General features: G+C 64.9%; 18 protein-coding genes. 5 read left to right on the plus strand and 13 right to left on the minus strand.

Annotation, left to right across the window (positions count from 1 at the left end; translation table 11 throughout):
• Positions 1 to 26 precede the first annotated feature (26 nt).
• Complete coding sequence (locus tag BMI85_RS06290; protein WP_078520492.1) at positions 27 to 371, minus strand: carboxymuconolactone decarboxylase family protein; 345 nt, start codon at positions 369 to 371, stop codon at positions 27 to 29.
• A gap of 277 nt (positions 372 to 648) precedes the next feature.
• Positions 649 to 3,150, minus strand: coding sequence for an FAD-dependent oxidoreductase (locus BMI85_RS06295; protein ID WP_078600238.1), 2,502 nt, complete (start codon positions 3,148 to 3,150; stop codon positions 649 to 651).
• Positions 3,151 to 3,518: 368 nt separating this feature from the next.
• Here BMI85_RS06295 and BMI85_RS21360 point away from each other — a divergent pair, with 368 nt between their 5' ends.
• Complete coding sequence (locus BMI85_RS21360; RefSeq protein WP_246832498.1) at positions 3,519 to 4,766, plus strand: PRC-barrel domain-containing protein; 1,248 nt, start codon at positions 3,519 to 3,521, stop codon at positions 4,764 to 4,766.
• A 158-nt stretch (positions 4,767 to 4,924) separates the two neighbouring features.
• Here BMI85_RS21360 and BMI85_RS06305 read toward each other — a convergent pair whose 3' ends face one another.
• Entirely contained in the window at positions 4,925 to 5,911 is a 987-nt protein-coding gene (locus BMI85_RS06305; protein ID WP_078520495.1) for a D-glycerate dehydrogenase, read from the minus strand.
• A gap of 184 nt (positions 5,912 to 6,095) precedes the next feature.
• Between BMI85_RS06305 and BMI85_RS06310 the strand changes: the two genes are divergently transcribed.
• Positions 6,096 to 6,737, plus strand: coding sequence for an SH3 domain-containing protein (locus BMI85_RS06310; RefSeq protein ID WP_078549772.1), 642 nt, complete (start codon positions 6,096 to 6,098; stop codon positions 6,735 to 6,737).
• A gap of 48 nt (positions 6,738 to 6,785) precedes the next feature.
• The gene (locus tag BMI85_RS06315; RefSeq protein ID WP_078600242.1) at positions 6,786 to 7,670 is read left to right on the plus strand and encodes a cation diffusion facilitator family transporter; all 885 of its coding nucleotides are present in this window, start codon (positions 6,786 to 6,788) and stop codon (positions 7,668 to 7,670) included.
• A gap of 126 nt (positions 7,671 to 7,796) precedes the next feature.
• On the opposite strand, the gene BMI85_RS06320 is transcribed toward BMI85_RS06315, so the two are convergent.
• The 6 genes from BMI85_RS06320 to BMI85_RS06345 form a co-directional block, all read right to left on the minus strand.
• Positions 7,797 to 9,818: a M3 family metallopeptidase gene (locus BMI85_RS06320; RefSeq protein ID WP_078600244.1), complete on the minus strand. Its 2,022-nt coding sequence runs from the start codon at positions 9,816 to 9,818 to the stop codon at positions 7,797 to 7,799.
• A 37-nt stretch (positions 9,819 to 9,855) separates the two neighbouring features.
• Entirely contained in the window at positions 9,856 to 10,920 is a 1,065-nt protein-coding gene (locus BMI85_RS06325) for a HesA/MoeB/ThiF family protein (RefSeq protein WP_078600246.1), read from the minus strand.
• Positions 10,921 to 10,923: 3 nt separating this feature from the next.
• Complete coding sequence (gene dut / locus BMI85_RS06330; RefSeq protein ID WP_078600248.1) at positions 10,924 to 11,394, minus strand: dUTP diphosphatase; 471 nt, start codon at positions 11,392 to 11,394, stop codon at positions 10,924 to 10,926.
• Between the two features lie 127 nt (positions 11,395 to 11,521).
• Positions 11,522 to 12,730 (minus strand): bifunctional phosphopantothenoylcysteine decarboxylase/phosphopantothenate--cysteine ligase CoaBC, encoded by a 1,209-nt coding sequence (coaBC, locus tag BMI85_RS06335; protein ID WP_078600250.1) that lies wholly within the window; start codon positions 12,728 to 12,730, stop codon positions 11,522 to 11,524.
• 59 nt (positions 12,731 to 12,789) lie between these two features.
• A complete protein-coding gene (locus tag BMI85_RS06340) occupies positions 12,790 to 13,602 on the minus strand; it encodes a ChaN family lipoprotein (protein WP_078600252.1) in 813 nt (270 codons plus the stop codon).
• A complete protein-coding gene (locus BMI85_RS06345) occupies positions 13,599 to 14,477 on the minus strand; it encodes an RNA polymerase factor sigma-32 (RefSeq protein ID WP_078520502.1) in 879 nt (292 codons plus the stop codon). The genes BMI85_RS06340 and BMI85_RS06345 overlap by 4 nt, the downstream gene beginning before the upstream one ends.
• A 468-nt stretch (positions 14,478 to 14,945) precedes the next feature.
• Between BMI85_RS06345 and BMI85_RS06350 the strand changes: the two genes are divergently transcribed.
• Entirely contained in the window at positions 14,946 to 16,457 is a 1,512-nt protein-coding gene (locus BMI85_RS06350; protein ID WP_078600254.1) for a YifB family Mg chelatase-like AAA ATPase, read from the plus strand.
• Here BMI85_RS06350 and BMI85_RS06355 read toward each other — a convergent pair.
• The 4 genes from BMI85_RS06355 to rsmI all read right to left on the minus strand — a co-directional run bounded on the left by BMI85_RS06355 (position 16,438) and on the right by rsmI (position 19,630).
• Entirely contained in the window at positions 16,438 to 17,346 is a 909-nt protein-coding gene (locus BMI85_RS06355) for an alpha/beta hydrolase (RefSeq protein ID WP_078600256.1), read from the minus strand. The genes BMI85_RS06350 and BMI85_RS06355 overlap by 20 nt on opposite strands.
• 1 nt (position 17,347) lies before the next feature.
• Positions 17,348 to 18,289, minus strand: coding sequence for a glutathione synthase (gene gshB, locus BMI85_RS06360; protein WP_078600258.1), 942 nt, complete (start codon positions 18,287 to 18,289; stop codon positions 17,348 to 17,350).
• Positions 18,290 to 18,362: 73 nt separating this feature from the next.
• Positions 18,363 to 18,728 carry a YraN family protein gene (locus BMI85_RS06365; RefSeq protein WP_078548476.1) on the minus strand — a complete coding sequence of 122 codons (366 nt, stop codon included), beginning with the start codon at positions 18,726 to 18,728 and terminating at the stop codon, positions 18,363 to 18,365.
• Positions 18,725 to 19,630 (minus strand): 16S rRNA (cytidine(1402)-2'-O)-methyltransferase, encoded by a 906-nt coding sequence (gene rsmI, locus BMI85_RS06370; protein WP_078548478.1) that lies wholly within the window; start codon positions 19,628 to 19,630, stop codon positions 18,725 to 18,727. The genes BMI85_RS06365 and rsmI overlap by 4 nt, the downstream gene beginning before the upstream one ends.
• A 134-nt stretch (positions 19,631 to 19,764) precedes the next feature.
• Between rsmI and BMI85_RS06375 the strand changes: the two genes are divergently transcribed.
• Positions 19,765 to 20,940, plus strand: a complete 1,176-nt coding sequence (locus BMI85_RS06375; RefSeq protein WP_078548480.1) for a penicillin-binding protein activator — start codon at positions 19,765 to 19,767, stop codon at positions 20,938 to 20,940.
• Positions 20,941 to 20,983 lie beyond the last annotated feature (43 nt).

Below are 20,983 nucleotides of genomic sequence, written 5' to 3' on the forward strand. Positions count from 1 at the left end.
GACAACATGTCGCAGAGCGGGGCAGCTCAGCCTTTCGCGGCGGCCAGCTCATCCCAGCAGCCCAGCGCGTGACCGGCATACATCACCCCCGGGCCACCGCCCATCTGGATCGCCATGGCGAGCACGTCGCCCAGTTCCTCGCGCGTGCCGCCCGCCTTCATCAGCGCCTCGACATGGAACATGATGCAGGGCTCGCAACGCAGCACGACCGCCATACCGAGCGCGATGAATTCCTTGGTCTTCACATCGAGCGGCCCGTTCTCCTTCACGGCTTTCGACAGCACACCGAAACCGCCGACAGCGTCGGGTATCGTCTTGTTCATCACGCGTAGCTCGTTGCGCATCTCGTCGATTTTCGCCTTGTAGCTCATCGCAGGTCTCCTTCGCATTTCGTCCCTCGCGGCGTGACACGGGGCGCGGGCGAAATCCTTGACCTGCGTCAACCCAAAGGGATGGCGCTGCGTGATGTGACCAAAGTTGAGGGGGCTCCGCCCCCGGCGCGAGACGCGCGCCTCCCCCGGGATATTTTCACCAAGGCGAAGACCGCAGAGTTTCCCCCTTCGCCTTGGCGCAAATATCCCGGGGGGTGAATTCGCGCAGCGAAAAGGGGGGCAGCGCCCCCCTTCTCCGGTCTCAATCAATCGAGGCTCAGCCGTCGACGCGGATTCGCGCGTTGCTCGGATCGTGCGGGCTGTCTTCGGTCACTTCCGCCGGGTAATCGGCGCCGAGGATACGTACGCTCAGCTTGGTGCCCGGCTCGGCCAGATCGGGGCGCACATAGCCCATTCCGATCTGCTTGCCGAAGGCCACCGACCAGCCGCCCGAGGTCAGACGCCCGACCTTCTCGCCATCCTGTTTGATCACTTCCTTGCCCCAAGGATCGGCATCGTCTGGCCCGTCGATCAGAAGCGTCACGCATTTCGAGCGGATGCCGGTGTCGAGCATTGCCTGCTTGCCGGTGAACTCTTTCTCGAGGTCGATGAAGCGGTCGAGACCGGCTTCCTGCGGGGTCGCATCGCGGCCCAGCTCGTTGCCGAAGGCGCGGTAGCTCTTCTCCTGACGCAGCCAGTTCTGGGCGCGCGCGCCGACGAGCTTCATCCCGTGCTTCTCGCCCGCCTCGACCAGCAGATCCCAGAGGTAGCGGCCGAATTCGACCGGGTGATGCAGTTCCCAGCCCAGCTCGCCCGTATAGGCCACGCGCACCGCGCGCACCGGGCACATGCCCAGCTCGATATTGCGCATCGAGAGCCACGGGAAGCGCTTGTTCGACAGCACCGTCTCCGGATAGGCGTCCTTGACCACCTCCTGCAGAATCTTGCGCGCATTGGGGCCCGCCAGCGCGAAGACACCCCATTGCGTGGTCACGTCGTGGCAATCGACATAGTCGCCGCCCGCGGCGCGGAAATCCTCGATCGACTTGCGCAGGAAGTCGCCGTCGTAATCGGTCCAGGCACCCGCCGAGATCAGGTAATATTCATCCTCGGCCAGACGCACGATCGTGTATTCGGTGCGGGTCGTGCCAGCTTCGGTCAGCGCGTAGGTCAGGTTGATCCGGCCCACTTTCGGCAGCTTGTTGCAGGTGAAGGCATCGAGGAAGGCGGTCGCGCCGGGGCCACGCACCATATGCTTGGTGAAGGCGGAGGCGTCGATCAGACCGGCCGTGTCGCGCAGCGCCTCGGCCTCGTCCTTGGCGTATTGCCACCATTCCCCGCGACGGAACGAGCGGCTGTCATGATCGAAGCTCGAAGGCGCATCCTTGGGCCCGTAATAGTTCGGGCGTTCCCAACCGTTGGTCTGGCCCATCTGCGCGCCTGCCGCGATCTGGCGATCATAGGCGGGGGCGGTGCGCAGCGGACGGCAGGCTTCGCGCTCTTCATCGGGGTGGTGCAGGATGAAGACGTGCTCGTAGGCCTCTTCGTTCTTGCGCGCCGCGTATTCGGTGGTCATCCACGAGCCGTAGCGCTTGGGATCGAGCGAGGCCATGTCGATCTCGGCTTCGCCTTCGACCATCATCTGCGCGAGGTAATAGCCGGTGCCGCCAGCCGCGGTGATGCCGAAGGAGAAGCCTTCCGCCAGCCACATGTTACGCAGGCCCGGCGCGGGGCCGACCAGCGGGTTGCCGTCGGGGGTGTAGCAGATCGGGCCGTTGAAATCGTCCTTCAAGCCGACTTCCTCGGAGGTCGGCAGACGATGGATCATCGACATGTATTCTTCTTCGATACGCTCCAGATCGAGCTGGAACAGATCGGCGCGGAAAGTCTCCGGCACGTCATAGAGGAAGCGCGCGGGCGCATTGCGCTCATAGGGGCCGAGGATCCAGCCGCCGCGCTCTTCGCGGACATACCATTTCGCATCGGCATCGCGCAGCACCGGGTGCTCGGGATTGCCCTCGGCACGCCATTTCACCAGCGCCGGGTCTGCGTCGGTCACGATGAACTGGTGTTCGACCGGGATCGCGGGGATCTTGATGCCCAGCAGGCGCGCGGTGCGCTGCGCGTGGTTGCCGGTGCAGGTCACGACATGCTCGGCGCGGATCTCGATCTCTTCGCCGGAGCCGACGAGGTTGCCGCCCTTCTCGACCATCTTCTCGAGCGTGACGACCCATTCCGAGCCGGTCCAGCGATAGGCGTTGACCTGCAGCTTGCGCGCGATCTCGGCGCCGTGCTGGCGCGCGCCTTTGGCCATCGCCTGCGTCACGTCCGCGGGGTTGATATAGCCGTCCTGCGGGTGGAACAGCGCGCCCTTGAGGTCTTCGGTGTTCAGAAGCGGCCAGCGCTCCTTCATCTGCGCAGGCGTGAGGAACTCGTGATAGACATCCGCGGTCTCGGCGACGGAGGAATAGAGCTTGTACTCGTCCATCCGCTCTTGCGTCTGCGCCATGCGCAGGTTGCCCACGATCGCGAAGCCCGCGTTCAAACCGGTCTCGGCCTCCAGCGTCTTGTAGAAATCGACCGAGTATTTGTGGATGTGGGTCGTCGCGTAGCTCATGTTGAACAGCGGCAGTAGCCCCGCCGCGTGCCAGGTCGAGCCCGAGGTCAGCTCGTCGCGCTCGATGAGCAGCGTGTCCCAGCCCGCCTTGGCAAGATGATAGGCGACACCGCACCCGACTGCGCCGCCACCGACGACCAAAGCTTTCACATGGGATTTCATCGCGGGGCCTCCTTGCCGATACGGACGTAGGGGCAGATTGACCCTCATAATCGCAAATGCAATCCGATCCGGGCGACATTCGCGCGACAAAAACGACAAAAGCGCACGCGCGGCGCTTTGGGGGCGCGGCGCCTGCTTGGCGGGACCCGATTATGAAAGCTCAAGCCCCATTGGATGTGCGCAAACCCCGCGATGACGCTTCCGTGAGGCGAGTCGCGAATCCGTGTTTTGTTCCCATGATTTGTAAAAATTTTTCCCCCATTTGCACAGGAACTGTGCGCCGTTTCACCAGTTTTCAGACCATCAGAGGCCGGGGAAACCGAAAACGGGACCGACGCGCCTCACGTAAAACGAAAGGGAGACGAGATATGAAAAAGCTCATCACCACTACCGCCATCGGCCTGATGCTTGCCCTGCCTGCACATGCCGAAGACAAAGCAAACGCCAACGCGACGGCTGAAGCCAACGCAAATGCTTCGGCCAACATGTCGGGCGACATGTTCATGAAGTCGATTCCGGATTCCTTCAACGCTTCGGGCCTCATGGGCAAGCGCGTTTACATCTCGAAGGACAAGGTCGACGCGAAGACCGCGATCAACGAAGCGCAGGACAGCTGGGATGACGTTGGCGAAGTCAGCGACGTCGTGATCGGCACCAATGGCGAAGTCGATGCCGTGCTCGTCGACGTGGGTGGTTTCCTCGGCATTGGCGAGAAAACCGTCGCGATCTCGATGGATTCGCTCAACCTGATCCCCGATGGCGACACCGACAATTCCTATTTTGTCGTCGCTCAGGGCAGCAAGGACCAGCTGGACCAAGCGCCGAAATATGACGCCGAAATGCAGACTGCGTTCAGCGCGGATGCCAATGGCGACATGAACGGCAACGGCGAAGATATGCAGGACGCCGACGCGTCGCAGAAGATGGATGAGGCTGGTGACAACGCCGAAGCCGCTGCCACCGCGACCGCCGCTGCTGCAGGCGCCGCTGCGAACGAAGCTGCCGACAAGACCGCTCAGGCTGCCGACAACGCAGGCGAAGCGATGGACAACGCCGCCGAGAACACTGCCGACGCTGCTCAGAACGCCGCGCAGGAAACCGAGCAGGCGATGAACAACGCTGGCGACAAGACCGAAGAGATGGCGAAAGACGCCGCTCAGAACACCAAGGAAGCTGCAAACGCGACTGGCCAAGCCGTCGAGAACGCGGCTGACAACGCTGGCGAAGCGACCAAGGAAGCCGCGAACGAGACCGGCAACGCGATCGACGACGCCGTCGACAGCACTGCCGCTGCCGTGGGCACCATGGGTCAAGCTGACCAGGAAGACGGCCAGAAAGTCGATATCGCTTCGGTCGCTCCCGACACGCTGCGTGGTGAAGGCGTCTATGGCCCGAACGACGACAAGGTCGGCGACGTGTCCGAGCTGGTTCAGGGCAATGACGGTAAAGTCTCGGGCGTCGTGATCGACGTGGGTGGCTTCCTCGGCATTGGCGCCAAGCCGGTCGAAATCAAGGCGAGCGAGCTGACCGTTCTGCAGAACGACACCTCGATCACCGTGCATACCGGTCTGACCGAAGAGCAACTGAAGAAGCTTCCGAAATACGAAGCGAAGTAATCTTCGGATGATGTGACGGAGAGCCGGGGGCAGCCCCTGCTCCCAGCGAAGGCCCCGGGCGTGTCCCGGGGCCTTTCGTCATTGCTGGCCCGACTCAACCGAAGCCCAAATGAAAAGGCCCCGGATCTCACCGGGGCCTCAAAACAGTTTCGCGCGGATCAGGTCATCGACGGCACGACCAGATCCGGCGGGCGGTGCCCGTCGGCGAAGGTCTTGATGTTGACCAGAACTTTCTCGCCCATCTCGACGCGCCCTTCGACCGTAGCCGAGCCCATATGCGGCAACAGCACCACGTTCGACAGCTCGCGCAGCCGCGGATTGACCTCTGCGCCGTGCTCGAACACGTCGAGACCGGCACCGGCCAGCTCGCCCGCGCGCAACGCCCGTGTCAGCGCGTTCTCGTCGATCACCTCGCCCCGCGAGGTATTCACGATCACCGCCTCGGGCTTGAGCATCTTCAGCCGCCGCGCATTGAGCAGATGGAAGGTCGAGGGCGTGTGCGGGCAGTTCACCGAGATCACGTCCATCCGGCTCACCATCTGGTCGAGACTGTCCCAGTAGGTCGCCTCCAGCTCCTCCTCGATATCGGGATGAACCTTGGTCCGGTTGTGATAGTGGATCTGCATCCCGAAGGCCTTGGCGCGCCGCGCCACCGCCTGACCGATCCGGCCCATGCCGAGAATGCCCAGCCGCTTACCGCCGATGCGATGGCCCATGAAAGCGGTGGGCGCCCAGCCCTCCCAATTGCCCGCCTGCATATGCGCAAGCCCTTCGGGAATGCGCCGCGTCACCGCCAGCATCAGCGCGATGGTCATATCCGCCGTATCGTCGGTGACGACGCCCGGCGTGTTCGACACCAGCACCCCACGCTGACGCGCCGAGGAAACGTCAATGTGATCGACCCCGGCACCGTAATTCGCAATCAATTTCAGACGCTCGCCGGCCTGCGAGATCATCGACGCGTCGATCCGGTCGGTCACGCAGGGCACGAGGACGTCGGCACGTTTCATTGCTTCGACCAGCTCCTCCCGGCTCATCTTGCGATCGTCGTGATTGAGCTCGACCTCGAACAATTCCTTCATCCGGGTCTCGACGACCTCGGGCAGGCGTCGCGTCACGACAACACTCAGGCGCGGTGCAGGCATCTCGGTCCTCTCCTCTCTTCCATCGCGGGGCGGTTGGATGCAAACTGCCCCTCAACGCGGGCAGGCACAAGGCCCGGCAAGAGCAGTAATGGCCGAAATCGACATGGGAGCGCAATTTTATTGCGCGCCGGATGTTGCAGACCCGCGGATCAGCCAGCGGGCGGGCCGGGATATGAGGCGGACGATGACGGGCAGCAAAATCCTCGCGGCGGTATCCTCAATTGCGATTCTGGTCGGCGCAATCTGGAGCGTGTCGGGCAATGCCTCGGGCGCGCAGTCGAAATCAAACGCCCCCGCCGCTCAGCCCGCAGCAACCAGCCAGACCACCAAGCCACAAGCGAAGCCCGCGGCCAAGCCCGCCCCCAACGGCCCCGACGTGCAACTGGCGAAACCCCAGCGCCGCGGCCCGGTCACCCACCTGCCGATCCCGCGCTATGTCTCGCTGAAAGGCTCCAAGGGCAATGTGCGTCGCGGGCCCTCGCTCTCGCACCGGATCGACTGGGTCTTCACCCATCCCGGCATGCCGCTGAAAGTCACCGCCGAATTCGGCCATTGGCGGCGGGTCGAGGATAACGAAGGTCAGGGCGGCTGGATTCACTACACGCTGATCTCGGGCGTGCGCAACGTGATCGTCATGCAGGACATGGTGTCGCTCCACGCCCGTCCCGACCCGAAATCCGCAGTCACCGCCAAGGCGCAGGCCGGCGCGATCGCGGGCCTCGGCGCCTGCACCCACGATTGGTGCGAAATCGAAGGCTCTGGCGCGGATGGCTGGTTGCCGAAAACCGAAATCTGGGGCGTCGACCCCGACGAGACCCGTGACTGAGACGCTCACCTGCGCTAGAGGATCGGCGCAAAGGTAGAGACGGCAGCGATGGCCTATAGCGAAAACGAACACCGGATGAACACCTCGGCGGGTCTGGCCTCGGTCGGCACCGCAGCACTGCTCGTGGCGATCAAGGCCTGGGCGCTATGGCAGACCGGCGCGCTCTCCGTGGGCGCGTCGCTCGCCGACAGCGCGGTGGACCTGTTGATCTCGGGCGCGGGGCTGCTCGCGATTCTCTATGCCGCGAAACCCGCAGATGACGATCACGCCTTCGGGCATAGCTCGGCCGAAGACCTCGCAGCCCTCGGTCAGGCGCTGATCGTGCTGGGCGCGGGCATCACGATCGGCATCACCGGCGTTCAGCGCCTGCTGGCCCCCTCTCCGCCTCCGCTTGCTGCCGAGGGGCTCGGCATCGCGGTCATGGTCGCCTCTGCGGTGATTACCTTCGGCCTGATCTGGTGGCAGGGCCGCGTGGCGCGCAAGACCGGCAACAAGGTCGTCGCCGCCGACCGGCTGCACTATGTGGGCGACCTGCTGCCGACGCTGGGCGCGATCCTCGCGCTCTGGCTCTCGCATGCGTTCGGCTGGGGCGACGTGGACAGCATCGTCGCGCTGATCGCCGCCGCGATCATGCTTTTCGGCGCGGCGAAGATCTTCATTGGCGCATGGCACGCCCTGATGGACCGCGCGGCCCCTGACGACGTAATCGAAGGAATCGCCAAGATCGCCCGCGACTGGCCCGGCGTGCGCGGCTTCCACGATCTCAAGACCAGGACGGCAGGGGCACAGATCTTCGTGAACCTGCATATCGAACTCGACGGGGATCAGACGCTGGAAGAGGCCCATGACATCGGCGCCGCGCTCAAACGCGCCATCGTCGAAGCCTATCCGCAGGCCGACGTCATCATCCACAAGGATGTCTATCGCGGCTGAGCGCGAAAGGGGGCTCTGCCCCCGCGGCTTACGCCGCCCCCCGGGATATTTTGGCCAAGAGGAAAAGCGCCTCCCCTTCATCTGGCCCAAAATACTCCCGCCGGAGGCTCCGGCATCACCACCCGCTCAGGCAGCGGGATCAAGCAGCCCGCGGCCCTTAAGAAGCGGCTCCACACCGGGCATCTTGCCCCGGAACTCGGTGTAAAGCTCCTCCGGCGGCCGCGAATTGCCTGCCGACAGCACGAAGCGTTCGAGCTTCGCCGCCGTTTCCGGGTCGAACACGTCGCCTGCTTCCTCGAAAGCCTCGAACGCATCGGCATCCATCACCTCGGACCACATGTAGCTGTAATAACCAGACGAATAGCCGTCGCCCGAGAAGACATGGGCGAAATGCGGCGTCGCGTGGCGCATCCGGATCGCATGCGGCATGCCGATCTCGCGCAGCACCTCGGCCTGTTTCGCCATCGGATCTTCGGGGGCTGCGCTCTCGTGGAAGGCCAGATCGACCAGCGCCGAGCCCAGATATTCCACCGTCGAGAAACCCTGATCGAAGGTGGCGGCCCCTTTCAGCTTCTCGCGCAGCTCCATCGGCATCGGCTCGCCGGTCTTGTAATGGCGCGCGTGTTTTTCCAGCGTCTCGGGCACGTCGAGCCAATGCTCGTAAAGCTGGCTCGGGAGTTCCACGAAATCGCGCGCGACCGAGGTGCCCGAGAGGAACTGATAGGTCACATCCGACAGCATCTGGTGCAGCGCATGGCCGAATTCATGGAACAGCGTGCGCGCGTCGTCATGGCTGAGCAGCGCCGGATCGCCCTTGGCAAAGTTGCACACGTTCACCACGATCGGCACGGGCGCGCCGCCGAGCTTGCGCTGCGAGCGCATCGCCGAGCACCACGCCCCCGAGCGTTTCGAGCCGCGCGCGAAATAATCGCCGAGGAACACGGCCAGCACTTCGCCCCCGCGCGAAACCTCCCAGCCGCGCACGTCAGGGTGATAGAACGGCCCGTCGATCTCCTTGAACTCCAGCCCGAAGAGGCGGTTCGCCGTATCGAAAGCAGCCCCGATCATCGCGTCGAGCGAGAGGTAGGGCTTGATCTGCCCCTCATCGAAATCATGCTCGGCCACGCGGCGCTTCTCGGCATAGTAGCGCCAGTCCCACGGCTCCAGATCGCCGTTGATCCCGTCGGCATGCATCATCTCGGCCAACTTCGCGGCATCCGCCTCGGCGGCAGCCTTCGCAGGCTCCCAGACGCGCATCAGAAGACCGCGCACCGCTTCGGGCGTCTTGGCCATCTCGGGCTCCAGCTTGTAGGCGGCGAAACTGTCATAGCCCAGAAGCTTCGCGCGTTCCTCGCGAAGCCTCAGCACCTCGGCGGCGATCTCGCGATTGTCGGTCTCGCCCCCGTTCGCCCCGCGCGACGTCCAGGCTTCATAGGCGATGCGCCGCAGCTCGCGATTGGGCGAAAACTGCAGGAAAGGCACGATCAGCGAGCGCGAGAGCGTCAGCACCGGACCGTCCTGCCCGCGCTCCTTGCCCGCCGCGCGGGCAGTGTCGATCACGAAGTCAGGCAAACCTTCCAGCTCGTCCTCGGCCAGCGGGCGGAACCAGCCGCTCTCGTCGGCCAGCAGGTTCTGACTGAACTGCGTGGTGATCGAGGCGAAGCGCTGCTTGATCTCGCGCATCCGTTCGGCCGCGTCCCCTTCCAGCGCTGCGCCCGACCGGGTGAACATCTGGTAATATTGCTCCAGAAGCCGCGCCTGCTCCGGGCCAAGTCCGAGGCTCTCGCGGCTCTGCCACAGCTGGTCGATCCGCCCGAACAGCGCGGTGTTCATCGTGATCTCGGAGGAAAAGGCCGCGAGCTTCGGGGCCAGATCGCGCATCAGCTCCTGCCGCGCGGGCGTCGCATCGGCGCCGGCGAGGTTGTAGAACACGCCCGCGACCTTTTCGAGCGCCTCTTCCGCAAGCTCCATCGCCTCGATCGTATTGGCGAATGTGGGGGCGTCGGGCGAGTCCGCGATCGCCGCGATATTGGCGCGTGCCTCGGCCAGCGCCGCGTCGAACGCAGGCGCAAAATCGGCGTCGGAAATCTGCGCGAAGGGCGGGAGTTCGTAGGGGCCGGTCCAGTCGGCGAGAAGCGGGTTGGTCATGGCGGGTCTCCTTTGCATCGCAAGCTAGGGCGCGTGCTCAGGATTGACCATCCCCCGCCCCGTGAACTTCTCCGCAAACCGCGCAATCGGCGCGCCGTTTGACGCCGAACTGGCGGCTCTCGCCCCAAAGCGCGTCATAGATCATCAACCGCCCACGCGCGGATTGGCCCGCGCCGGTGATCTCCTTGATCGCCTCGGTCGCCATCATCGAGCCCACCACCCCCGGCAACGCGCCGACCACGCCCGCCTCGGCGCAGGTGGGCGCAAGCCCGGCAGCCGGCGCTTCGGGGAAGACGCAGGCATAGCAGGGCGCATCCTTCGCCGGATCGTAGAGCGACAGCTGCCCTTCCCATTGCGTGATCGCGCCGGAAATCAACGGCGTGCCGGTCGCCACGCAGGCCGCATTCACCAGATAGCGCGTGTCGAAATTGTCGGTCCCGTCGAGGACGAGGTCATATTCGGCGACCAGCCCCTCGGCATCCTCGGCGCTCAGGCGACGGTTATAGGGCAGCACCTCGATATGCGGGTTGAGCGCCAGCATCGCCTTTTGCGCAGAGAAGACCTTGGGCATCCCGAGATCGGCATCGCGATGGATCACCTGCCGCTGCAGGTTGGAGTTCGAGACGATATCGTCATCCACGACCCCGATCCGCCCCACCCCGGCCGCGGCGAGATACAAAAGCGCAGGCGAACCGAGCCCCCCGGCCCCGACCACCAGAACCTTAGCCTGCTTGAGGCGCTTCTGCCCCGGCCCGCCGATCTCGCGCAGCATGATGTGGCGCGCATAGCGATCCAGTTCGGCCTCGGAAAAGCTGCCCGGTTTGGGCGCGGGCGCTTCGGGCTCCTTCACCTCGGCCTTCGCCCGGATCGCCCCGAGCATCCGGCGATAGATCAGCACCAGCGCGACGACGACACCGAGGCCAATCCAACCCGCAAGCGAACCGCCCAGAACGCGCCCCAGCGGCCCAAATCCGGGGATGGGCAGATGCGCGATCACCAAAGCCGCCCAGATCAGCACGAGCATCCCGAAGATCGCACGCGCGGAGGCCTTGAGCACCAGCCCGAGCCCCACGATCGCCGCCATCAGAACCAGCCCGAGCATGCCTCAGCCCTTGCCGGTCGAGCCGAAGCCGCCTGCGCCCCGTGCGGTGTCGCCCAGAGCGTCCGTGACCTCGAAGCGCGCCTGCACCACCGGGGCGACGATCGCCTGCGCGATGCGGGCACCATGCTCGATCAGGTAGGGCTCGGTGCCAAGATTGATCAGCAGCACACCCAGCGGCCCGCGATAATCGGCGTCGATCGTGCCGGGCGTGTTGGGCAGGCTGATCCCGTGTTTCAGCGCCAGCCCCGAGCGCGGCCGAATCTGCATCTCGAACCCTTCGGGGATCTCGACGCGCAGCCCGGTCGGGATGATCGCGCGCTGCATCGGGGCGAGCGTTATGCCCCCTTCTCGATCCTCGGGGGCGAGATTAGCGCGCAGATCGGCCCCGGCGGCGCCGTGGGTCTCATAGCGCGGCAGGGCGATCTCGGGATCGGCCCAGTCTTCGCGCAGAACCTTGATGATCGGTGTGCTCACGTGTCTCTCTCCTGCCCGATGTCGCGCGGGCGTCAAATGCGGATGCCTCCGGCGGGGATATTTGGACCAAGCCGAAAGAGGTGCGCTTCGTTTCGGCTTGGCATAAATATCCCCCGCGGAGCGTCCCTCAGGCGCCAGCCGCGCCCAAGCTTTCTGCGATGCGCGCAGCCAACCGCCGCGCGACCTCTTGCTTGCCCATCCGGTCCCAGCTTTCCGCGCCGGTCTCGTCGATGATCGTCACCGCGTTCTCGGTTCCGCCCATGATCCCGGTCGCGGGGCTCACGTCATTGGCGACGATCCAGTCGCAGCCCTTGCGCGCGCGTTTATCGGCCGCAAACCGCGCGACGTCATGGGTCTCGGCCGCGAAGCCCACCACGAGACCCGGGCGCCCTTCGCCCATCTTCGAGACGGTGGCGAGGATGTCCGGGTTCTCGACGAATTCGAGCGCGGGCGGCGCGCCGGTACCGTCCTTCTTCATCTTCCGCTCGGCCGCGTTCGCCACGCGCCAATCGGCCACGGCGGCAGCGAAAATCGCCGCTTCGGCAGGCAGCGCGGTCTGCACCGCGTCCAGCATCTCGCGCGCGGTCTCGACCTTGATCACCCGCACGCCCGCAGGCGGCGCGACCGTCGCGGGGCCGGTGACGAAGGTGACAGTCGCACCGAGGTCCCGCAGCGCCGCGGCAATCGCCGTGCCCTGCGCGCCCGAGGAGCGGTTCGCAACATAGCGCACCGGGTCAATCGGTTCATGGGTGGGCCCCGACGTCACGAGGATATGGCGGCCTTTCAGCGGACCGTCCGACAGTGCGGTATCGATCGCAGCAAGGATCGCCTCGGGTTCGATCATCCGGCCCTCGCCGAACTCCCCACAGGCCATGTCGCCCTCAGTCGGGCCCGCAAAGATCACGCCATCGGATTTGAGCGTCGCGATATTGCGCTGCGTTGCGGGGTGCTCCCACATCCGCACATTCATCGCGGGCGCGATCAGCACGCGTTTGTCTGTGGCAAGCAGCAGGGTCGAGGCGAGATCATTGGCCAGACCGTTCGCCATCTTCGCCATCAGATCGGCTGTGGCCGCCACGACGACCACCAGATCGGCGGCGCGCGACAGTTGGATATGACCGATCTCGGATTCATGCGTCAGATCGAAGAGGTCGGAATGAACCGCCTCGCCCGCGAGCGAGGAGACGGTCAGCGGCGTCACGAACTCGGCCCCGGCCTTGGTCAGGACCGGGCTCACCGAGGCCCCCGCCCCGCGCAGCAGACGGATCAGCTCGGGCGCCTTGAAGGCTGCGATACCGCCGCCGATGATCAACAGGATGCGTTTGCCCGCAAGCATTTGCCTCTCCGTGAAACTCTCTCAGATGGTCTAAGCGCCGGGGCGCATTGGCGCAAGGATCACTTGAATGCGGCGCAGGGATCGGCGCGCTCGGTCGGGGGCGTGATGATCCAGTCGTCAAAGGGCTGCGTGCCGGGATCGGTGCCCGGCTCCGCCTCGATCTGACCGATCGCCACGACCTTCGCGTCCGGGTCGGCTTTGCGCAGAAGCGCGGGCACGGCGAGGTCGGTCTTCGCGTGGCCAGATCCGGTGATGACCGCGACCGGCCCGCCGGTCTCCTTCAGCGCCTCAAGCGCGACCCGCGCAAACGCTGCATCGCGGAAGCGTTGCGCCGCGACCATGCCGGGCAGCAGATCGGGCGGCAGCGCGTTACAGTGATCCTCCTGCGACTCCGCTTCCAGCTTGGCCTGCAGGTCTTCCGGATAGGCTTGATCGAGCCCGTAGCGTGCGGCGTCCTTTCCGAACACCTCCGGCAGCGGCTTGGTCATCGCGGCGCGCACGGTGTCGCGCGGCTGCGCGGCGCCATAGACCTTCGCATCGCCCAAAGCGGCGAAAATCGGATAATAGATCGCGAAATCGGGCCAGCCCGAATTGTCCCAGTCCAGCGCCTTTTCCAACGCGCCCTCATCCTTCAAAAGCGCCGGCGTGATTTTCGCCGCCTGCTCGGGCGTCAATTGCTCGAACACCACGGCGGCGGGCTTCAGCGCCTTGATCGCGCGCGCCTGATTGAGGTGATGGGTCGGGTTGTCGTGAATCTCTCCCAGAACGACAATATCGCCCGACAGCGTATCCAGCTGGGCGGGCGATATTTCCGCGCCAAAGGCGGGACCGGTCAGTGACAGCAGGCAAAGCGCGGCAAGAAACTTCTTCATACGAAGAAGCTTTGCACCTCGCCCTGATGGGTTTCAAGCGATTTGCGCATCTTGCCGAAAGCCTGCGCTTCGAGCTGACGAATACGCTCTTTCGAAAGCCCCAACTCTTCACCGAGGCTTTCCAAAGTGCGCGGATCTTCGATCAGACGACGCTCGCGGACGATATAGGCTTCGCGGTCGGTCAGACGGCCCATCGCCTCGCCCAGCCAGACTTTCATCGTCTGACCGTCATGGCTGTCGGCCACGGTTTCCTCAGGGCTCGCGCCGTCATCTTCCAGCGTATCGACCCATTCGCGGCCTTCGTCTTCGCTGGACTGCGTTGCGTTGAGCGAGAAGTCGGAGCCGGACAGGCGGCCTTCCATCATCTCGACATCCGATAGCGGCACGCCGATCACTTCGGCCACGCGCTGACGCAGCTGCATCGCGTCGAGCTGCTCACCCTCTTGCTGCGCTTCGCGGGTCAGCTGGGCCTGAACGCGGCGCATGTTGAAGAACAGCGCCTTTTGCGAGGAAGTCGACCCGGTGCGCACCATCGACCAGTTGCGCATTACGAATTCCTGGATCGAGGCTTTTATCCACCACACTGCATAGGTCGAGAACCGCACACCACGTTCCGGATCGAACTTGTCGGCGGCTTTCATCAGACCAAGTGAGGCTTCCTGGATCAGATCGTTCATCGGGGCGCCGTAGCGGCGGAACTTCGAGGCCATCGAGATCGCGAGGCGCATATAGGCTGTCACAAGCCGGTGCAGTGCCTGTTCGTCCCTATTATCGCGCCACGCTCGCGCCAGTTCCGCTTCGGTTTCTGCATCCAGGAACTCTGCCCGCATTGCTTGGCGTGGCAGGGTTTCATCGGTCATACCATCGAGTGCCATTTACAATCTCCCTGGGGTGTCCAGCCCAAACCGGCGCAACCTTGAATTGGGTGGCTGCTTTGCCCACCCAATGCGAATGACATGTTTTGGTTCCTCACGGAAATGTTGAATTTTGCCTGAAACTTTGTGCGCGTGGCGCACTTGACGACGTTTTCAAGCGAAAAATGGAAGAAATTCATGCCGCTACGGGAAGGCCATCACTCCTTCTTGAGCACCGCATATCATAAGCGTGCTCACGGACACTTGAGCGACTGTAACGCAACATGTTGATCTTGTGCGCGAAACTGAAGCGATGGCTGTGCAGATATGCAGGAATTGCACCTTTATCCCTCTATTTCCACTGATGTTTCGAGCGGCGCATCCGTCTCCGAGTCGAGGGGCGAAGGACGCGGTGCCCGCCCCTACACCCGTTAACCATTCCTAAACCACGGCTGCGCTACCCCTCGGGGAAGAGGCGCAGGAGAGCCGATGGTCAGCCAGAGCTATACGGTCGCGTTCGAGGGGGTGGAGGCCCGCCTCGTGGAGGTGCAATGCGCGCTCTCCGAAGGCATGCCCGGCTTCGCGGTCGTAGGCCTGCCCGACAAGGCTGTGTCCGAGGCGCGCGAACGGGTGCGCGCGGCGCTCGGCGCGCTGGGGATCGCACTGCCGATGCAGAAGATCACCGTGAACCTCTCGCCTGCCGACCTGCCGAAAGAGGGCTCGCATTTCGACCTGCCCATCGCGCTGGCGCTGCTGGGCGCGATCGGGGTCGTGCCGCGCGACCGGATCGAGGCGCTGGTCGCCGTGGGGGAGCTGTCGCTCGACGGGCGGCTCCTGCCTGTCGCGGGTGCCCTGCCCGCCGCGATGGCGGCCGCCGCGCAGGACAAGGGGCTGATCTGCCCGAAGGGCTCGGGGGCGGAGGCGGCCTGGGTCGGTGCGGCCGAGGTGACGGCGCCGGAGACGCTCGGCGCCGCGATCGACCATCTCAGCGGTCGCCTGCCGCTGGAGCCCGCCCGCCCGGGTCTCGTCCGGGACGCACCGCATCCGCGCGACCTGCGCGATGTGAAGGGTCAGGAACGAGCCAAACGCGCGCTGGAGATCGCCGCTGCCGGACGCCACCACCTGATGATGATCGGCACGCCCGGCTCGGGCAAATCCATGCTGGCCGCGCGGTTGCCCTCGATCCTGCCCGAGATGCGACCCGAGGAGATGCTGGAAACCTCGATGATCCAATCGCTGTCGGGGCTGCTGGCCGAGGGCGGCATCTCGCGCACGCGCCCCTTTCGCGAACCGCATCACACCGCTTCGATGGCCGCGATGATCGGCGGCGGGCGTGGCGCCCGCCCCGGCGAGGTCAGCCTCGCCCATAATGGCGTGCTGTTCATGGACGAGTTCCCCGAATTTCCCCGCGCCGTGCTGGAGACCCTGCGCCAGCCGATCGAGACCGGCGAAGTTGTCGTCTCGCGCGCGAACGCCCATACCCGCTATCCCTGCCGCTTCCTGCTGATCGCGGCGGCGAATCCGTGCAAATGCGGATATCTCGGCGATGCGGAGCGCGCCTGCGCCCGCGCGCCCGGCTGCGGCGACGACTATCTGGGGCGGATTTCAGGACCTCTGATGGACCGGTTCGACCTACGAATAGAGGTGCCCCCGGTGCGCTATGCCGACCTCGACCTGCCAGCCTCCGGCGACAGCTCCACCGAGGTCGCGGCCCGCGTCGCGGAAGCGCGCGAGCGACAAGCCCAGCGCTTCGCGGATCACCCCGCGATCCGCGTTAATGCCGAAGCCGAAGGGCAGTTGCTGGAAGACATCGCGACGCCGGATGCACAGGGGCGAGATTTATTGGCCCGAATGGCGGAGCGGGTCGGACTATCGGCGCGCGGCTACCACCGGGTTCTGCGGGTTGCGCGCACCATCGCCGATCTCGACCATGCCGAGCACGTGCGCCAGCCCCATATCGCCGAGGCATTGAGCTATCGGCTCAGCGCGGTGGCAGGCTGAGCATCCGGCGCGCCGCCGCTGCCGCATCCTCCAGCGCCGCGCGCGCCTCGGGCACCCGACCGTCGAAGAATTGCCAGACATGCGGCGCGTCGGGCCAGCTTTGCACCGTGACATCCGCGTCGAAGCTGCGCAGCCGCTCTGCCATGCGCAGCGAGTCATCGCTCAGAATCTCCCCCATCGAATGCTGGATCAGCACCGGAGGCGGATCGGGGAACTCCGCGAAAAGCGGCGAAAAGCGCGGATCGGCCGCGTCATGCCCGCGCAGAACCATCTCGCAAGTATCGCCAAGCCGCTCCACAGGCAGCATCGCATCCTTCGCGGCATTGACGCGGAGGCTCTCGCCCGAACAGGTCAGGTCCGTCCACGGGCAGAAGGCAATCGCCCCGGCAGGCGGCGTGCCGCGCTGGCACAGCACGCTCAGAAGCGCCAATGTCAGACCGCCCCCCGCGCTGTCGCCCGCGATAACGATCGCGCTCGGGTCGTATCCCATTTCCACCAGCGCATCGAAAGCTGCGGTCGCATCCTCGAGCGCCGCACCGACCGGCGCCTCGGGCGCGAGGCGGTAGTCCGGCACGACCACCTCGAGCCCGCTCAGCTTCGCCAAGCGCCCCGCGAGCCCGCGATACATCCACGGGGAGCCGGTGACGTAACCGCCGCCATGAAGATAGAGAATTATCCGCCCAACCGAGGACCGCCCCGCGCGCAGCGACAGCGCATTGCGCCCGGCCAGCTTGGTCGGGAGACGGCAAAGCCCGGTCGGCTCGCGCACGACCCAACTGGCCAATCTCTCCGTCGCGCGCCGCGTTTGCGCAGCCCCGTGGAACCGTCGCACCATCGGTTTCGCGATGCTGCGCAGCCAAAGATTGAGAAAGACCAGCCGGATCGACATATCAGCTCCGTTTCGCTTCGATCGCCTCCCAGATGCGGGCGGTGATATTCACGCCGTCGAACCGCTCAAGCTCCTGAATGCCCGTCGGCGAGGTGACGTTAATCTCGGTCAGCCAGTCGCCGATCACGTCGATGCCGACGAAGATCTGCCCCTTCTCACGCAGATACGGGCCGATCCGCTCGCAGATTTCGCGATCGCGCGCGGTCAGCTCGACTTTCTCGGGCCGTCCGCCGACATGCATGTTGGACCGCGTCTCGCCCGCCGCCGGCACCCGGTTGATCGCGCCCACCGGCTCGCCGTCGACGAGAATGATCCGCTTGTCGCCCTTCGAAACGGCAGGCAGGAACTTCTGCGCGATCAGAGGCTCGTTGTTGATGCCGATGAACAGCTCGTGCAGCGACGACAGGTTGCGATCGTTCGGATCGAGCCGGAACACCCCCGCCCCGCCATTGCCGTAGAGCGGCTTGAGAATGATATCGCCGTGCTCCGCCTTGAAGGCCCGAATGGCCTCCAGATCGCGCGCGATCAACGTCGGCGGCGTCAGGTCAGGAAAATCCAGAACGAGAAGCTTCTCGGGCGAATTGCGGACCCAGAAAGGATCGTTAACGACCAGCGTCTCAGGGTGAATCCGCTCCAGCAGATGGGTCGTCGTGATATAGCCCATATCGAAGGGCGGGTCCTGCCGCAGCCAAACCACATCCCAGTCGCCCAGATCGACCTCGGTCTCTTCGCCCAGCGTGAAGTGGTTGCCCTTCTCACGCCGCACCACCAGAGGCCAGCCACGCGCATAGACGTGCCCCTCGCGGTAGATCAGGCGACCCGGCGTGTAGTAGAAAAGCTCATGCCCACGCGCCTGCGCCTCTTCGGCGATCCGAAACGTGCTGTCAGCCTCGATATTGACCGCTTCGATCGGATCCATCTGGATCGCAACTTTCAATCCCATCAGCGCCCCCTCTTTAGACTGCAATCTTGATGCAATGTGGCGCGTCTGGATGCAACCTCAACCCACGGGCCGGTCACATTCCGAAATAGGCGTTCTCCAGCACCTTGATCTCCCCGATCTCATTAACCAGGGCGAGATCGAACCGGACCTTGCGATTGCAGTTTGCCGGAGCGGGATGTCGCATCAGATATTCTTCGACCGAAATGCATATACGGCGCATCTGGCGCTGCGAGAGGCGTTCCGCGGCGCGGGCATGGCTGCGCGATTTTTTCACCTCGACGAAGATCAGGGTATCGCCCTCCCGTGCGATCAGATCGATCTCGCCGCCATACTTGCCCCGCCAGCGATGTTCCGAGACCGCGCGCCCTGCCCGTTCGTAATGCAGCATCACTTGCTCTTCGGCGGCGAGACCGGAATGATATGATAGCGATCCACTCATCTCTTTTTCTCCATGGCCAGAGCGGCCTGATAGACCTTGCGCCGCGGCAACCCGGTCGCCCCTGCGACGGCGTCGACCGCGTCGCGAAGCGACTCGCGCGCCAATGCCGCTTCGAGGCGCTCTTCCAGTTGGGCGTCGTCGATTTCGACCGCGTGCGGCCTGTCGACCACGACGACGATCTCGCCCTTGACCGGCGACTCGGCCACGCTTTCCGCAAGCTCTTCCAGCGTTCCCCGGCGGACCTCTTCGAAGCGTTTCGTCAACTCCCGGCACAGCGCCGCTTGTCTCTCTTTTCCCAGACTATGGGCCGCGTCAGCTAACATTTCCCTAATGCGTTTGGGGCTTTCATAGAAAACCAGCGTCGCCGGAATTTCCTTGAACTCCGCGAGCCAGTTGCGCCGCGCGCCTTTACTATTCGGTGCAAATCCCGCGAAGAGGAAGCGATCCGTCGGCAGGCCCGACAAAGTCAGCGCCGTCAGCACCGCCGAGGGACCCGGTGCGCTATAGAGCGGCAGCCCGGCCTCGATCACCGCGCGGCCAAGCTGATAGCCCGGATCCGCGACCAGTGGCGTCCCCGCCTCGGATGCGTAGACCACCGATTTCCCCGCCTCCAGGGCTGCGAGGATTTTCGGGCGCATCGCGGCGCCGTTATGGTCGTGATAGGCGAGCACCTGTCGCCCGTTCAGCGGCACGCCGTGGATCTCCATCAGGTGCCGCAGGCTGCGCGTATCCTCGGCCGCCAGAACGTCGGCTGCGCGCAGCATGTCGAGGGCGCGCAAGGTGATGTCGCGGGCGGCTCCGATGGGTGTGGCAATGAAATGAAGCCCCGGACTTAACGGCGCCGGAACACTCCTGGTTCCCTTATTTTCCGCGTTTGCATCAGATACAACACCCTCGCCCATCGCCCGCCTCATCACTTGTGTGGAACGTTTACTTCACGCCTGCTTGTGCGTAGTCTCGACCGCGTCATTTCCTCGCGGTTCGCAGGCGTTGCTTCAGTGCCCGGACCGGACGCCAACGCCCAAAAGGACGTATCATGTTTAATCTCATTCGTAACCCCCGCGCCCTCGCCGCGCGAATCGCAGCCCTCCTCGCATTGGTCTGGCTTGCGGCCTGTCAGCCGGGGCCGATGGGCAATTCCGGTCAGAAGATCGACACCAGCGCACCGGTCAAGGTCGCGCTTCTGGTTCCGGCCGGTTCCGGCAACGCTGGCGACGAGACGCTCGCGCGGGCGCTGCAGAATGCGGCAAATCTCGCGATTCAGGATCTGCAAGGCGCACGGATCGACCTGCAGGTCTACAACACCGCCGGCAATCCGCAGCAAGCGGCCGCGATGGCCACCAAGGCCGCCGACGAGGGCGCCAAGATCATCCTCGGCCCGGTCTATGCGCAATCGGCGAATGCCGCAGGTCTTGCGGTCGCCTCGCGCAACATCAACGTGCTTGCGTTTTCGAACAACACCAACGTCGCGGGCGGCAACGTCTTCGTGCTCGGCCCGACCTTCCAGAACACCGCCAACCGCCTCGTGAGCTTCGCGACACGTCAGGGCAAGAAGCGGATCATGGTCGTGCATGAGCAGACCACTGCGGGCGAGATCGGCGCACAGGCGATCCAGACCGCGGTCGCACGCTCGGGCGCTTCGCTCGCAGGCGTGGCCTCCTACCCGTTCTCGCAGCAGGGCGTGGTCGATGCGACGCCGCAGATCGCAAGCCGCGTGAAGTCCGGTGACGTCGATGCGCTGTTCCTGACGGCCGATACCGCAGGCGCGCTGCCGCTGCTCACGCAGCTGATGGGCGAGCAGGGTGTGACCCCGCAGATGACGCAATATATCGGCCTGACCCGCTGGGACATTCCGCCGGCGACGCTGTCGCTGCCGGGCACTCAGGGCGGCTGGTTCGCCGAGCCCGATCCGGCGCTGCAACAGCAGTTCGTGTCGCGCTACAGCGCTGCTTACGGCCAAGCGCCCCACCCGATCGCAGGCCTCGCCTATGACGGGATCGCGGCAATCGGCGCGCTGGTGAAGTCCGGCAATCCGAGCGCGCTGACCAAGCAGGGCCTGACCCAGCGTTCGGGCTTCGTGGGCGTCAACGGCGTCTTCCGCTTCCTGCCCGACGGCACCAACGAACGGGCGCTCGCCGTGGCGCAGGTCCGCAACGGCCAGGCGGTCGTGATCGACCCGGCGCCGCGCAACTTCGGCGGCTTCGGGTTCTGACCCGGACCGCCTTCAAACGAAAGGGCCCGTCAAGGGACAAGAC

Source organism: Thioclava sp. DLFJ4-1, from assembly GCF_002020145.1.
GTDB classification, from domain to species: domain Bacteria; phylum Pseudomonadota; class Alphaproteobacteria; order Rhodobacterales; family Rhodobacteraceae; genus Thioclava; species Thioclava sediminum.

Excerpts from the sequence above, each read along its gene's own strand:
- BMI85_RS06290 (WP_078520492.1), bottom strand. The coding sequence starts at position 371 with ATGAGCTACAAGGCGAAAATCGACGAGATGCGCAACGAGCTACGCGTG.
- BMI85_RS06295 (WP_078600238.1), bottom strand. The coding sequence starts at position 3,150 with ATGAAATCCCATGTGAAAGCTTTGGTCGTCGGTGGCGGCGCAGTCGGG.
- BMI85_RS21360 (WP_246832498.1), top strand. The coding sequence starts at position 3,519 with ATGAAAAAGCTCATCACCACTACCGCCATCGGCCTGATGCTTGCCCTG.
- BMI85_RS06305 (WP_078520495.1), bottom strand. The coding sequence starts at position 5,911 with ATGCCTGCACCGCGCCTGAGTGTTGTCGTGACGCGACGCCTGCCCGAG.
- BMI85_RS06310 (WP_078549772.1), top strand. The coding sequence starts at position 6,096 with ATGACGGGCAGCAAAATCCTCGCGGCGGTATCCTCAATTGCGATTCTG.
- BMI85_RS06315 (WP_078600242.1), top strand. The coding sequence starts at position 6,786 with ATGGCCTATAGCGAAAACGAACACCGGATGAACACCTCGGCGGGTCTG.
- BMI85_RS06320 (WP_078600244.1), bottom strand. The coding sequence starts at position 9,818 with ATGACCAACCCGCTTCTCGCCGACTGGACCGGCCCCTACGAACTCCCG.
- BMI85_RS06325 (WP_078600246.1), bottom strand. The coding sequence starts at position 10,920 with ATGCTCGGGCTGGTTCTGATGGCGGCGATCGTGGGGCTCGGGCTGGTG.
- coaBC (WP_078600250.1), bottom strand. The coding sequence starts at position 12,730 with ATGCTTGCGGGCAAACGCATCCTGTTGATCATCGGCGGCGGTATCGCA.
- BMI85_RS06340 (WP_078600252.1), bottom strand. The coding sequence starts at position 13,602 with ATGAAGAAGTTTCTTGCCGCGCTTTGCCTGCTGTCACTGACCGGTCCC.
- BMI85_RS06345 (WP_078520502.1), bottom strand. The coding sequence starts at position 14,477 with ATGGCACTCGATGGTATGACCGATGAAACCCTGCCACGCCAAGCAATG.
- BMI85_RS06350 (WP_078600254.1), top strand. The coding sequence starts at position 14,946 with ATGGTCAGCCAGAGCTATACGGTCGCGTTCGAGGGGGTGGAGGCCCGC.
- BMI85_RS06355 (WP_078600256.1), bottom strand. The coding sequence starts at position 17,346 with ATGTCGATCCGGCTGGTCTTTCTCAATCTTTGGCTGCGCAGCATCGCG.
- gshB (WP_078600258.1), bottom strand. The coding sequence starts at position 18,289 with ATGGGATTGAAAGTTGCGATCCAGATGGATCCGATCGAAGCGGTCAAT.
- BMI85_RS06365 (WP_078548476.1), bottom strand. The coding sequence starts at position 18,728 with ATGAGTGGATCGCTATCATATCATTCCGGTCTCGCCGCCGAAGAGCAA.
- rsmI (WP_078548478.1), bottom strand. The coding sequence starts at position 19,630 with ATGGGCGAGGGTGTTGTATCTGATGCAAACGCGGAAAATAAGGGAACC.
- BMI85_RS06375 (WP_078548480.1), top strand. The coding sequence starts at position 19,765 with ATGTTTAATCTCATTCGTAACCCCCGCGCCCTCGCCGCGCGAATCGCA.